This is a genomic window from Streptacidiphilus fuscans (assembly GCF_015690355.1).
Lineage (GTDB): Bacteria > Actinomycetota > Actinomycetes > Streptomycetales > Streptomycetaceae > Streptacidiphilus > Streptacidiphilus fuscans.
On the sequence record NZ_JADPRT010000021.1, the window covers coordinates 18,606 to 31,428 of the forward strand.

Below are 12,823 nucleotides of genomic sequence, written 5' to 3' on the forward strand. Positions count from 1 at the left end.
CAGGGCCGTAGCCTTGTGGAGGTGAACCAGTCCACTGAGCTGCGGTCCCGCGTCCAGGCCCTGCAACCCGAGCTGATCGCCTTCCGGCGCGACCTGCACATGCACCCCGAGCTGGGTCGGCACGAGTTCCGGACCACGGCGCTGATCAAGGAGCGGTTGGAGCAGGCCGGCCTCGCGCCGCGCGTGCTTCCGGGCGGTACGGGTCTGCTCTGCGACATCGTCCCGGAGGGTCTCCCCGCGGACCGCGGCCTGATGGGCTTCCGCGCCGACATCGACGCGCTGCCGATCGACGACGCCAAGCCCGCGACCGTGCCCTACCGTTCGACTGTTCCCGGCCGGGCCCACGCCTGCGGGCACGACCTGCACACCAGCATCGTGCTCGGCACCGGCATCGTCCTCGCCGAGGCCGCCCGCTCCGGCGCGCTCCGGCGCCCGGTGCGGCTGATCTTCCAGCCGGCCGAGGAGGTCATGCCGGGCGGTGCCCTGGACGTCGTCAAGTGCGGCGGTGCCGAGGGGCTGGAACGTATCTTCGCCGTGCACTGCGACCCGAAGGTCGAGGTCGGCAAGGTCGGTCTGAAGGTCGGTGCGATCACCTCGGCGTGTGACCGGCTGGTCGTCAGCCTCGACGGGCCCGGCGGCCACACCGCGCGTCCGCACCTCACCACGGACCTGGTCACCGCGGTCGCCCGGACGGCCGCCGAGCTGCCGGCCGCGCTGGCCCGGCGGATGGACGTGCGCTGGGGCGTCAGCCTGGTCTGGGGTCGGATCGCCTCCGGTTCGGCCGCCAACGTCATTCCGCAGCACGCGGAGCTGGAGGGCACCGTCCGCTGCCTGGAGCTGGCCGGTTGGCGCGAGGCGCCGGGCGCGATCGACGAGTTGGTCGGGCAGATCGCGGAGACCCACCGGGCGAAGTGGGTCCTGGACTACCACCGTGGCGTCCCGCCGGTGGTCAACGAGGAGGAGTCGATCGGCATGATCGAGTCCGTCATGACCGAGCGCTTCGGCAAGGACAGCGTCGAGGGCACCGAGCAGAGCCTCGGCGGCGAGGACTTCTCCTGGTACCTCCAGGACGTGCCGGGCGCGCTGGCCCGGCTCGGCGTCCGCTCGCCGGACGAGCAGGGCACCCGCGACCTCCACCAGGGCACCTTCGACGCGGACGAGCGCGCCATCGGCGTCGGCGCCGAGCTGTTCGCCTCGCTGGCCCTGGGCTGAGCCCGGGTCAGTCGTCCGTCACCTGCTCCGTTGTTGCTCCGTTCGGGCGACAGCGGAGCAGATTCATCCAGTTGGATCGGCCTGTTCACCTGTGCCTGGATGGCAGAAATGCGACGATCTGATAACGGCAATGCAGCCGTGACACAAACGTGTTCTACGCGCGTTAACGTCGCATCCAATCCGCGCCGACCAGGTGCGCGTCGACCAAGGAGACCCATGCTCCCGGTTGCCAGGGACGCCGCGGTGTACGAGCAATGCCGCTCCCTGCCCCCGGGCTCTGCGATGTCGGCTCCTATCTGGAGGAATTGATGAACAAGCCCGTTCGGCTGGCGGCGATCGCGGCTCTTGTCGCTCTGACCGCATCGGCGTGTGGTTCCAAGCCCGTCTCCACTTCGGGCTCCACCTCCTCGGCGAACGCTGCCGGGAGCTTCAAGGCCTGTATGGTCACCGACACCGGCGGCCTGGACGACCACTCCTTCAACCAGGAGTCGTGGGCCGGCATGCAGGATGCCGCCAAGGCCAACTCGAACATCACCGTTCAGAACGCCACCTCGGCGACGGAGAACGACTACGCGAGCAACATCTCCGGCTTCGTCTCCGCCCAGTGCAAGCTGATCGTCACGGTCGGCTTCGCCATGAACGACGCGACTGTCGCGTCGGCCAAGAAGAACCCGAGCCAGCACTACGCGATCGTCGACAACACCTCGACCGCGCCGCAGGTCAAGGGCCTGGAGTTCAACACCGCGCAGGGCGCCTTCCTCGGCGGCTACTTCGCCGCTGCCATGTCGAAGACCGGCAAGGTCGCCACCTTCGGTGGTGCCAACTACCCGACCGTCACCGTCTACATGGACGGTTTCTGGGAGGGCGTGCAGTACTACAACCAGAAGCACGGCACCCACGTCCAGGTCCTCGGCTGGGACGAGACCACGCAGTCGGGCACCTTCGACCCGACCCAGTCCTTCACCGACCAGGCCGGTGGCAAGCAGATCGCCGCGACCTTCCAGTCCGAGGGCGCCGACATCGTCTTCCCGGTCGCCGGTGGCACCGGTATCGGCGCGCTGGCCCAGGCCCAGTCCTCCGGCGGCAAGTTGAACGCCATCTGGGTCGACGACGACGGCTTCTACTCCAACGCCCAGTACGGCTCGGTCATCATGACCTCCGTGACCAAGGGCATCGCGCCCGCCGTGAGCACCGCGGTGCAGGAGGCGGCCAGCGGCCAGTTCTCCGCGACGCCGTTCATCGGCACGCTGGCCAACAACGGCACCGGCCTGGCCCCGTTCCACGACTTCGCGTCGAAGGTGCCCGCGTCCCTGACCGCCGAGCTCGCGACGGTCAAGCAGGACATCATCAATGGCACCATCAAGATCAAGTCGAAGAACCAGCCGACCGGCTGATTCCCGCCACGGTTCGAGCGGGCGCGTGCATAGTGCGCGCGCCCGCCTACTGGCGTGTCGGCCCGTGTGCCTGGCGCGTCCGTCAAGTCCTCGATAGCTTCCGCCGATCGACTCTGATGCCCGGCGTGAGGAGTGAGTAACAAGTGCGTCTGGAACTTCGCGGCATCACCAAGCGATTCGGTTCGCTGGTCGCCAACGACCACATCGACCTGACGGTCGAGCCAGGTGAGGTCCACTGTCTGCTCGGTGAGAACGGCGCAGGCAAGTCCACGCTGATGAACGTCCTCTACGGACTCCACCAGCCCGACGAGGGCGAGATCCTGGTCGACGGCGTCGCCAGGACCATCAGCAGCCCGCGCGACGCGATCGCCAACGGGATCGGCATGGTGCACCAGCACTTCATGCTGGTGCCGGTGTTCACCGTCGCCGAGAACGTCGTCCTCGGCGACGAGGTCGAGCTCGGCGCCAGCCGGGGCCCGCTCGGACTGCTCGACCGCCGTCGCGCCCGTAAGGACGTGCGGGAGGTCTCCGAGCGCTACGGCCTCCCGGTCAACCCGGACGCGCTGGTCGAGGACCTTCCGGTCGGCGTCCAGCAGCGCGTCGAGATCGTCAAGGCGCTGGTGCGCGACGCCCAGACGCTGATCCTCGACGAGCCGACCGCCGTGCTCACCCCGCAGGAGATCGACGAGCTCTTCGTCGTCATGAACTCGCTGCGCGAGGCGGGCAAGTCGATCGTCTTCATCACCCACAAGCTCAAGGAGGTCAAGGCGATCGCCGACCGGATCACCGTGATCCGGCGCGGTGCGGTCGTCGGCCAGGCCTCGCCCAGCTCCAGCGAGCAGGAGCTCGCCTCGATGATGGTCGGCCGCAGCGTGCAGCTGGTCGTCGACAAGGAGCCGGCCGAGCCGGGCGCCCCGTCCTTCCAGGTCGAGAACCTGACGGTGCTGGACGCCAACGGCCAGGCCGCCGTCGACGACATCTCCTTCACCGTCCACGACGGCGAGATCCTGGGCATCGCCGGGGTCCAGGGCAACGGCCAGTCCGAGCTGGCCGAGGCGATCATCGGCCTGGTCCCGGCCGCCGCCGGGTCCATCACGCTGGACGGCAAGCAGCTCACCGGCCGGACCCCGCGTCAGGTGCTGGACGCGGGCGTCGGGTTCGTCCCCGAGGACCGCGGCCACGACGGTGTCGTCGGTGAGTTCACCATCGCCGAGAACCTGGTGCTGGACCTCTACAAGTCGGCGCCGTTCGGGCGCGGGCTCTCGATCAACCTGGGCGAGATCGAGAACAACGCGAAGCAGCGGATCCAGGAGTTCGACATCCGCCCGGCCGTGGCGCAGCACCCGGCGGGCAAGCTCTCCGGCGGCAACGCGCAGAAGGTCGTCGTGGCACGCGAGTTGTCCCGTCCGCTGCGGCTGCTGGTGGCCTCGCAGCCGACCCGTGGTGTGGACGTCGGCGCGATGGAGTTCATCCACAAGCGCATCGTCGCCGAGCGCGACCAGGGACGGCCGGTCGTGGTCGTCTCCACCGAGCTGGACGAGGTGCTGGCGCTGGCGGACAAGGTCGCGGTGATGTACCGCGGCAAGATCGTCGCCACGGTCCCGCCGACCACCTCCCGCGAGGAGATCGGTCTGCTGATGGCCGGCATCACCAACGGCCAGGCGCCCGCCACCTCCGGGGAAGCCGGCCCGGAGGCCCAGAGCACTGACAGCGCGGCGGACGCCGCACCGACGAACACGGAGGAGGCGGACTCGTGAGCACGCCCGACCCTGAGAAGAACGAGGCCGACGCCGCCAAGGCCGAGGCCGCCAAGGGCGCCGCCTCCGCGCAGCCGAACGGCGCGACGCCGACCGCGCCGAAGCCGTCCCGCGACTGGGGCACGGTGATCCGCAACGTCTTCACCGCCGAGAACTCCGCGACCGTCACCATCCTGGCCATCGTGCTGGCCCTGGTCGTCGGCGCGATCCTGATCGTGGTGTCCAACACCGACACCATGAACAAGCTCGGCTACTTCTTCGCCGCGCCCGGGGACTTCCTCTCCTCCGCCTGGAACGACATCTCCAGCGCCTACTCCTCGCTGTTCAAGGGCGCGATCTTCGACCCGGCGACGGTCTCCGGCACGCCGTCCCAGTTCTTCGGCCCGATCTCGAACACCCTCGAGTACGCGACGCCGCTGATGTTCGGCGGTCTGGCGATCTCGGTGGCCTTCCGGGCCGGGATGTTCAACATCGGCGGCCAGGGCCAGCTGATCGTCGGCGCGATCTGCGCCTCCTACGTCGGCTTCTCCTGGACCGCGCTGCCGGGCCTGCTGCACATGATCGTCGCGGTGCTCGCGGGCATCGTCGGCGGCATGCTCTACGGCGGCCTGGTCGGCTGGCTCAAGGCCTACCGTGGCGCGCACGAGGTGATCGTCACGATCATGCTCAACTACGTCGCCTTCTTCTTCCTCGGCAGTTGGCTGTTGAACACCTCGGTGTTCCACAACCCGGCCGCCGCGGGCCAGGCGATCTCCAAGCCGGCCAGTCCCAGCGCGGTGCTGCCGCACCTGTTCGGCGACTCGCTCTTCACCGACATCGGCCTGCTCTTCGCGCTGGCCGCGACCTTCGGTGTGGCGTGGTTCTTCAAGCGCAGCAAGCTGGGCTTCGAGGTCCGTGCCGTCGGTCTGCGTCCGAGCGCGGCGCGCACCGCCGGTATCAACGTCAACCGGGTCCAGATCGCCTCGATGCTGATCTCCGGTGGACTGATGGGCATGATCGGCGTGACCCAGACCCTCGGTCTGGCCAACCCGAACAACAACTCGCTGAGCCCCAACATCGACGCCGGTCTCGGCTTCACCGCGATCACCGTGGCGCTGCTGGGCCGCACCAAGCCGTGGGGTGTCGTCTGGGCGGCGCTGCTCTTCGGCGCGCTGGAGGCGGGTGGCGCCCTGATGCAGACGCAGGCGCAGGTCTCGATCGAGATCATCACCGTCATGCAGGCCCTGATCGTCATCTTCGTCGCCGCGCCGCAGCTGGTGCAGGAGATCTTCCGGCTCCGGGCCCACAAGATCGACACCGGTGGCAAGGGCGACGAGAACACGCCTGCCCCCGACCCGTTCCACACGACCGACACCACCAACGTTGCCGGAGGCGAGGCATGAGCACGGCATCCACCGCTACCGGGAACAACAGCACGGGCGGCGACATGCTCTCCCTGGCCGACGCCGCAGCCAAACGGTCCAAGCTGGTCAGCGGCATCGCCATGGCCGTGATCGGCGCGCTCGGCCTGTGGGGCTTCGGCTTCGGCTCGCGTACCTCCCACGGCGTGCACACGCTGTTCGGTCTGGAGCTGACTCCAGGCTCGGGCAGCCTCGGCCCCATCTCGGCCCCGGCCCAGCCGGTCGCGCTGGCGCTGATGTCGCTGGCCGTCCTGTGCGGCCTGGTCCGCGCGTTCGCGCCGGTGTCGAAGAAGGTCCAGCTCTGGCTGGCGGGCGTCTACTTCGCCTCGTACGTGGTGGCCTTCCTGGTGTGGGCCGCGGCCGGTTCGTCCGTCGGCCTGAACGTTCCGTCGATCATCCAGCAGACCGCGCTGGCCGCGGTGCCGCTGATCCTCGGCTCGCTGAGTGCCCTGCTGTGCGAGCGCTCCGGCGTGGTCAACATCGCGGTCGAGGGCCAGTTCCTCTTCGGCGCGTTCGCGGCGGTGCTGACGGCGTCCACCACCGGCTCGGTCTGGGCCGGTGCGGTCGCGGGCTGCCTCGGCGGCGCGCTGATGTGCGCCCTGCTGGCCGTCTTCGCCAACCGCTACCTGATCGAGCAGGTCGTCCTCGGCGTCGTGCTCAACCTCCTCGCCTCCGGCATCACCGGCTTCCTCTACGACCGGCTGATGTCGACCAACGGCGGCGAGTACAACAAGGGTCTGGGCTTCAGCAACATCTCCATCCCGGGGTTGTCGTCCATCCCGATCATCGGCTCGCTGTTCAACGAGAACATCGTGTTCTACGCGGCCTACGTGCTGGTGCCGGTGATCTGGTTCCTGGTCTTCCGCACCCGCTGGGGCCTGCGCACCCGCGCGGTCGGCGAGCACCCGACGGCCGCCGACACGGTCGGCATCAAGGTCATCGGCCTGCGCTATCGCAACGTCATCACGGCGGGTCTGCTGTCCGGCCTCGGCGGCGTCTGGCTGACGCTGGGTCTGGCCAGCTCGTTCGGCAAGGACATGAGCGACGGCAAGGGCTACATCGCCATCGCGGCGCTGATCGTCGGCCGCTGGTCGCCGATCGGCGCGCTGGGCGCGGCGGTGCTCTTCGGCTTCGCCACCGAGCTCCAGCTGGCGCTCTCCTCGCTGGGCACCCCGATCCCGGGTGCGTTCCTGGCGATGGCGCCGTACCTGGTGACCATCTTCGTCGTCGCGGCGCTGGGCGGTCTCTCCCGTCCGCCGGCGGCGTCCGGCAAGCCGTACATCAAGGGCTGAGGGCTGAGGAATTCGCATGGCGGAGACGAAGGCGGCGGACCTGGTGATCGACTGGGACGCGCTGCGGGCAGCCGCCCGGGAGGCGATGGGGCGCGCGTACGCGCCGTACTCCCACTTCCCGGTCGGCGCGGCGGCGTTGGTCTCCGACGGCCGGATCGTCAGCGGCTGCAACGTCGAGAACGCGAGCTACGGCCTCGGCCTGTGCGCGGAGTGCGGCCTCGTCTCCGCGCTCCACGCCACCGGCGGCGGGCGGCTCGTCGCGTTCACCTGCTGTGACCGCGACGGCAAGCCACTGATGCCGTGCGGCCGGTGCAGGCAGCTCCTGTGGGAGCACGGGGGCGCGGAGCTGATCGTCGAGTCCGTCTCGGGGATCAGGCCCCTGACCGAGCTCCTGCCCGACGCGTTCGGGCCCGAGCGGCTCTAAGCTTTCGCTGCCGCAGCTAGTTGCACCTCCAGGGGCGCGGGGCTCTGCTGCCCCGTGCCCCTGAGGTGTTCGCGACGGCTCCACGAGGCCTGTCGCACGGGTGGTGCGCGTCCGTGAGCTGCGGGATCGTGAGGTCTGGGCGGAATCCGCCCGTGCCGCGGCCTCGCGTCTGGTGCCCGCCTTGGTTACGCGCGTAGAGTTGCCGCGTCAAACCTGCGTCATCCCCCGCACCTCAGGAGCCACCGTGGACGCCATCTCCGTCATCCGCGCGAAGCGCGACCGCGCCGAGCTGACCGACGCTCAGATCGACTGGGTGATCGACGCCTATACCCGCGGCGAGGTCGCCGACGAGCAGATGTCCGCGCTGGCGATGGCGATCCTGCTCAACGGCATGAACCTGCGCGAGATCTCCCGCTGGACCGAGGCGATGATCCGCTCCGGCGTCCGGATGGACTTCTCCTCGCTGCCGCTGCCGACCACGGACAAGCACTCCACCGGCGGCGTCGGCGACAAGATCACCCTCCCGCTCGCCCCGCTCGTCGCGGCCTGCGGCGCGGCCGTGCCGCAGCTCTCCGGCCGTGGGCTCGGCCACACCGGCGGCACGCTGGACAAGCTGGAGTCGATCCCCGGCTGGCAGGCGCTGCTCTCCAATGACGAGATGATGCACGTGCTGCGCGAGGCCGGCGCGGTCATCTGCGCGGCGGGCGACGGCCTCGCCCCGGCGGACAAGAAGCTCTACGCGCTGCGCGACGTCACCGGCACGGTCGAGGCGATCCCGCTGATCGCGTCCTCGATCATGTCCAAGAAGATCGCCGAGGGCACCGGCGCGCTGGTCCTGGACGTCAAGGTCGGCTCGGGCGCGTTCATGAAGAACCTGGCCGACGCGCAGGAGCTGGCCCGCACCATGGTCGGCCTCGGCAAGGCGGCGGGCGTCAACACCGTCGCGCTGCTGACGGACATGAGCACGCCCCTGGGCCTCACGGCGGGCAACGCGCTGGAGGTGCGCGAGTCGGTCGAGGTGCTGGCGGGCGGCGGCCCGGCGGACGTGGTCGAGCTGACGCTGGCGCTGGCCCGCGAGATGCTGGCCGCTGCGGGCGTGAGCGGCAAGGACCCCGAGACCGCCCTCAAGGACGGCTCCGCGATGGACCACTGGCGTCGCATGATCGCCGCCCAGGGTGGCGACCCGGACGCGACGCTTCCGGTCGCCCGCGAGCAGCACGTCGTCACAGCCCCCGCCACCGGCCTGCTGACCGGCCTGGACGCCTACGCCGTCGGCGTCGCCGCCTGGCGCCTCGGCGCGGGCCGCGCGCGCAAGGAGGACCCGGTGCAGGCCGGCGCGGGCGTCGAGATCCACGCCAAGCCCGGCGACAAGGTCACCGCGGGCCAGCCGCTGCTGACCCTGCACACCGACACCCCGGACCGCTTCGCCTACGCCCTGGAGGCGCTCGACGTCGACGGCGCGGTCACCGTCGCCCCGGAGGGCAAGGACTTCCGCCCGACCCCGATCGTCCTCGACCGGATCGCCTGAGCGCGGGTCCGGCCGGAGCGCGGCTCCAGCAGGTCGGGCCGTTTCACGGCCGGGCGTGGACGGCGACGAAGTCGCGGCTGGAGTAGTCGTAGTAGCGGGTGGGCGCGCGGACGAAGTTGACCAGGTTGTGGGGGACCGGGTCCTTCGCGTCGTGGGTGGCGTCGTAGGAGATGTAGGACGGCCAGCTCAGGTTGATGTCCAGCATCATCGCCGTCACCGCGCCCGCTCGCTGCAGCATCGTCGCCAGGTCCTGGACGGTCAGCAGGCGTCCGCCGACGTAGACGACGTCGCCGTTGCGGTCGACGCCGACGCCCGAGCGGGCGACCGCCGGGTTGCCGCCGTCGTCCAGGCCCCAGGTGGAGACGCCGCCGTAGCGGGCGTCGTCGGTGACCTGACCGTTCAACACCAGCGGGACCAGGCACTGGCGGACGCCGGTCACGTCCGGCGTCATCGCGACCGTCCGGCCCCAGACGCCGACGGAGAGCGAGCCGTCCTTGTGGAAGACCTCCGACGCCGCGCCGTCACGCAGCGCGCCCACGGTCCGCCCGTCGAGGTAGAAGCCGCCGTGGGAGTCGCCGTTGGACACCTTGAAGCCGCCGTTGAAGGCGGCGACCAGGCCGAGGCGCTGGCTCGGCGGGATGGTCGGCGGGACCGGCCAGGTCCCGCCCGGCTCCAGCACACCGGGGTGGAGGTCGAACCGGAGCGCCTTCTGCTTCATCCAGACCACGCCCACCGGGTTGGCGCTGTCGTAGGCGGCCCACCGGACCAGCGTGCTCTGGATCACCGGCTGGCCGTCCTCCGTCACCAGCGGGGTGAAGACGCCCTCGCCGTGCTGGGCGGGGGAGACCAGCGGCTGGACCGCCGCGTGCATCGGGATCGGCGGGACGGTCCGCGTCGGCTTCCGCGCCGGGTGAACGGCCGTCAGGGTGTGGGCCTGTGCCGCCGTGCCGTACGGGACGCAGGCGAGGCTGCGGGCGGAGTGCTGGTGCCGGTTGTCGACCAGGTCGACGACGGAGCTCAGGCCGTGGCAGCGTCCCCAGTGCGCGAGCTTGGTCTCGGTCCCGTCCGGGCCGGGGGTGGCCAGCGCGTCCTCCACGCAGTAGCCGACACCGGCGGCGAGGGCCAGGGCGGTGCCCAGCGCCGTCCAGCGGAGCCGCTTGGGGGTGAAGGCGCCCTTTCCGAACCGGGGCAGTTCGAACCGGGCCAGTCTGATCCGAGGAACTCTGAACCGCGGCGCTCTGATCTGGGGCAGTCGCATGGGGACCTCTTCGCTCGGCGCACAGGTCCGGGGAGATGTACCCCTTCGCGAGCGGCCCGCCGGGAAGTTCACCCTCCCGGCGGACCTGGTCCCGCGACGCGTCCCGGCGGGACCTACCCGAGCGCGGTCGCCTGAGCACGCCGCAGGTGGGCGGCCGAGACGGAGCCGTAGGCCGTCACGCCCAGTGCCAGGACCATCGCCGCCAGCGCCACCATGACCGTCGCGTTCCAGCCGGCCGCGTGGTACGCGTCCGCGCCGACCGAGCCGCCGAGGCTGTTGCCGAGGTAGTACGCCGCCAGGTAGAGCGCCGAGGCCTGCGCCCGGCCGGTCGTGGCCGTCCTGCCGACCGCCGCCGAGGCGACGCAGTGGCCGGTGAAGAAGCCCGCCGTGATCAGCACCAGGCCGATCAGGGTCAGCGGCAGCGAGTCGGGCAGGGTCAGCAGCAGGCCGACCGAGGTCGTCCCGGCGGCGACGTACAGCGCGCCGCGCCGTCCCAGCCGGGCGCCCACCCGGGCGGAGAGGGCCGAGGCGACCGTGCCGACGAGGTAGACCACGAAGATGGAGCTCGCCAGGGCCTGCGGCAGGTTGAACGGCGCGGCGACCAGCCGGAATCCGAGCACGGTGTAGACCGCGCCGAAGACGGTCATGAAGAGCAGGCCGAGCGCGAAGAGCCGGGACAGCAGCGGGTTCCGGATGTGCCCGGTGACGGTCCGCCACAGGGCACGCGGGTTGACCGGTCCGGGACGGAAGCACCGCGCCCGGGGGATCAGCACCCGGAACGCGATCGCGCACAGCAGCGACGCGACGGCGACGGCAGCCAGCCCGGCCCGCCACCCGTACGCGCCCGCGACGACGCCGGAGAGCAGTCGGCCGCTCATTCCGCCGATGCTGTTGCCCGCGACGTAGAGGCCCATCGCCGGGGCGAGCGCGGACGGGTGGACCTCCTCGGCGAGGAAGGCCATCGCCGTCGCGGGCAGCCCCGCGAGCGCGACGCCCTGCAGACCGCGCAGCGTGGTCAGCACCGCCAGGCTGTCGGTGAACGGCAGCACCAGCGCGATGACCACCGCGGCGAAGACGGAGGCGGTCATGATCTGCGTCCGCCCGAACCGCTCGGAGAGCGCGCTGATCGGGATCACCGCGAGCGCGAGCCCGATGGACGCGGCGGAGACGGTCCAACTGGCCTGCCCCGGCGTCAGGTGGAGCCCCTGGGAGAGGGAGGGGAGAAGCGCCTGGGTCGAGTAGAGCAGCAGGAAGGTGGCCAGACCCGCTCCGAAGAGCGCCAGCTGGGTGCGGCGCAGTCCGGGGGAGCCGGGCCGATGGCGCAGGTCGGCGTCGGGAAGGTCGAGGTGGAGGTCGGGGAGGGTGGCGCTGCTGGCTGGGGCTGCTTCCGCTGGCATGCTCCGAAACTAGAACCGACGCATTGATGCGTCCAATACATCAATGAGCGAGAATCCATACCATGAGGCATCATCGCAGCCTGGAGCCCACCTCCCTGCCGACGGAACCGGCCGAGCTGTCGCCCAGATCACCTGCGGCGCTGCTCTCCCCGCTGCTGGCGCAGTTCGCGGCGGTCGCCCGGCAGGAGCACGTGACCCGGGCGGCGGCGGAGCTGGCCATGCCCCAGCCGACGCTGAGCCGGGCGGTGGCCAGGCTGGAGTCCGAGCTGGGGGTCGCCCTGCTCTCCCGTGAGGGACGCGCGGTCCGGCTGACCCGCGCCGGACGGGTCTTCCTCGCCTCGGTGGAACGGTCGTTGGCCGAGCTGGAACGCGGCGTGGACGCCGCCCGCGCCGAGGCGGACCCGATGGGCGGCCGGGTCGCGTTCGGCTTCCTGCACACCATGGGGACGGAGGCGGTGCCGATGCTGCTGCGCGGCTTCCGCGCGGAGTTCCCCCGGGTGCGGTTCCAGCTGGTGCAGGACTACGGCGAGGCCATGCTGGACCGGCTGCGCGAGGGGGAGTTGGACCTGTGCCTGCTGTCTCCCCGCCCGGAGCTACCGGATCTGACGTCACGTCGGATGGGGGAGCAGCGGCTGCGCCTGGTCGTCCCGGCGGAGCACCGGTTGGCCGGACGCCGACGGGTACGGCTGGAGGAGTTCGCCGAGGACACCTTCGTCACCCTGGTCCCGGGCTACGGGATGCGCCGGATCACCGACAGCCTGTGGGCGGAGGCCGGGTTCACGCCACGCATCTCCTTCGAGGGCGAGGAGGCGGAGACGCTGCGCGGTCTGGTGGCCGCGGGCCTCGGCGTCGCCGTGCTGCCGCCGGCGTCGGTGCCGCGCTCCGACGTGGTGGAGCTGGCCCTCACCTCCGCCGCAGCCCGCCGCGAGCTGGCCCTGGCCTGGTCCTCGGTCCGTCCGCTCCCGCCGCCGGCCGAGGCGTTCCGCGACTACGTCCTCTCGGAGAAGGACCACCTGCCGCTGCACAGTTGACCGGCTGCCCGGATCCGTCCCGGCGGTTGTGATCGTTCCGTGTGCAGGCCGGAACCGCTGTGACCGGCCTGTATGACGCCTCGCTACGATGCGCACTGACGTGCGAGGAATGTGCATGACGACCGGGGGG

At 70.8% G+C, this 12,823-nt stretch carries 10 protein-coding genes; 8 read left to right on the forward strand and 2 right to left on the reverse strand.

Annotated features, from left to right (window positions below; genetic code table 11):
* The first annotated feature begins 21 nt into the window (after nt 1-21).
* From I2501_RS34940 to I2501_RS34970, 7 genes are all read left to right on the forward strand, one after another.
* Nucleotides 22-1,212, forward strand: coding sequence for an amidohydrolase (locus I2501_RS34940; protein ID WP_328806839.1), 1,191 nt, complete (start codon nt 22-24; stop codon nt 1,210-1,212).
* Between the two features lie 308 nt (nt 1,213-1,520).
* The gene (locus I2501_RS34945; protein ID WP_196198212.1) at nt 1,521-2,606 is read left to right on the forward strand and encodes a BMP family lipoprotein; all 1,086 of its coding nucleotides are present in this window, start codon (nt 1,521-1,523) and stop codon (nt 2,604-2,606) included.
* Between the two features lie 143 nt (nt 2,607-2,749).
* Nucleotides 2,750-4,363, forward strand: a complete 1,614-nt coding sequence (locus I2501_RS34950) for an ABC transporter ATP-binding protein (protein ID WP_196198213.1) — start codon at nt 2,750-2,752, stop codon at nt 4,361-4,363.
* Entirely contained in the window at nt 4,360-5,745 is a 1,386-nt protein-coding gene (locus I2501_RS34955) for an ABC transporter permease (protein ID WP_215910255.1), read from the forward strand. Before I2501_RS34950 ends, I2501_RS34955 begins: the two co-directional genes overlap by 4 nt.
* Nucleotides 5,742-7,055, forward strand: coding sequence for an ABC transporter permease (locus tag I2501_RS34960; RefSeq protein WP_196198214.1), 1,314 nt, complete (start codon nt 5,742-5,744; stop codon nt 7,053-7,055). The genes I2501_RS34955 and I2501_RS34960 overlap by 4 nt, the downstream gene beginning before the upstream one ends.
* A 16-nt stretch (nt 7,056-7,071) precedes the next feature.
* The gene (locus I2501_RS34965) at nt 7,072-7,479 is read left to right on the forward strand and encodes a cytidine deaminase (protein WP_196198215.1); all 408 of its coding nucleotides are present in this window, start codon (nt 7,072-7,074) and stop codon (nt 7,477-7,479) included.
* Nucleotides 7,480-7,723: 244 nt separating this feature from the next.
* A complete protein-coding gene (locus tag I2501_RS34970; protein ID WP_196198216.1) occupies nt 7,724-9,007 on the forward strand; it encodes a thymidine phosphorylase in 1,284 nt (427 codons plus the stop codon).
* 43 nt (nt 9,008-9,050) lie between these two features.
* Here the strand turns inward: I2501_RS34970 and I2501_RS34975 are convergent, their stop codons facing one another.
* Together I2501_RS34975 and I2501_RS34980 are read right to left on the reverse strand one after the other, a co-directional pair.
* Complete coding sequence (locus tag I2501_RS34975; protein WP_196198217.1) at nt 9,051-10,265, reverse strand: phosphodiester glycosidase family protein; 1,215 nt, start codon at nt 10,263-10,265, stop codon at nt 9,051-9,053.
* A gap of 113 nt (nt 10,266-10,378) precedes the next feature.
* The gene (locus tag I2501_RS34980) at nt 10,379-11,662 is read right to left on the reverse strand and encodes an MFS transporter (RefSeq protein WP_196198218.1); all 1,284 of its coding nucleotides are present in this window, start codon (nt 11,660-11,662) and stop codon (nt 10,379-10,381) included.
* A 62-nt stretch (nt 11,663-11,724) separates the two neighbouring features.
* On the opposite strand from I2501_RS34980, the gene I2501_RS34985 reads away from it, so the two are divergent.
* On the forward strand, nt 11,725-12,693 hold the full coding sequence (locus I2501_RS34985; RefSeq protein WP_196198219.1) for a LysR family transcriptional regulator: 969 nt from the start codon (nt 11,725-11,727) through the stop codon (nt 12,691-12,693).
* Nucleotides 12,694-12,823: the final 130 nt, after the last annotated feature.

What these genes read in the sequence shown, in the direction of transcription:
- I2501_RS34980 (WP_196198218.1), bottom strand. Translation starts at nt 11,662, where the DNA reads ATGCCAGCGGAAGCAGCCCCAGCCAGCAGCGCCACCCTCCCCGACCTC.
- I2501_RS34960 (WP_196198214.1), top strand. Translation starts at nt 5,742, where the DNA reads ATGAGCACGGCATCCACCGCTACCGGGAACAACAGCACGGGCGGCGAC.
- I2501_RS34945 (WP_196198212.1), top strand. Translation starts at nt 1,521, where the DNA reads ATGAACAAGCCCGTTCGGCTGGCGGCGATCGCGGCTCTTGTCGCTCTG.
- I2501_RS34985 (WP_196198219.1), top strand. Translation starts at nt 11,725, where the DNA reads ATGAGGCATCATCGCAGCCTGGAGCCCACCTCCCTGCCGACGGAACCG.
- I2501_RS34965 (WP_196198215.1), top strand. Translation starts at nt 7,072, where the DNA reads ATGGCGGAGACGAAGGCGGCGGACCTGGTGATCGACTGGGACGCGCTG.
- I2501_RS34975 (WP_196198217.1), bottom strand. Translation starts at nt 10,265, where the DNA reads ATGCGACTGCCCCAGATCAGAGCGCCGCGGTTCAGAGTTCCTCGGATC.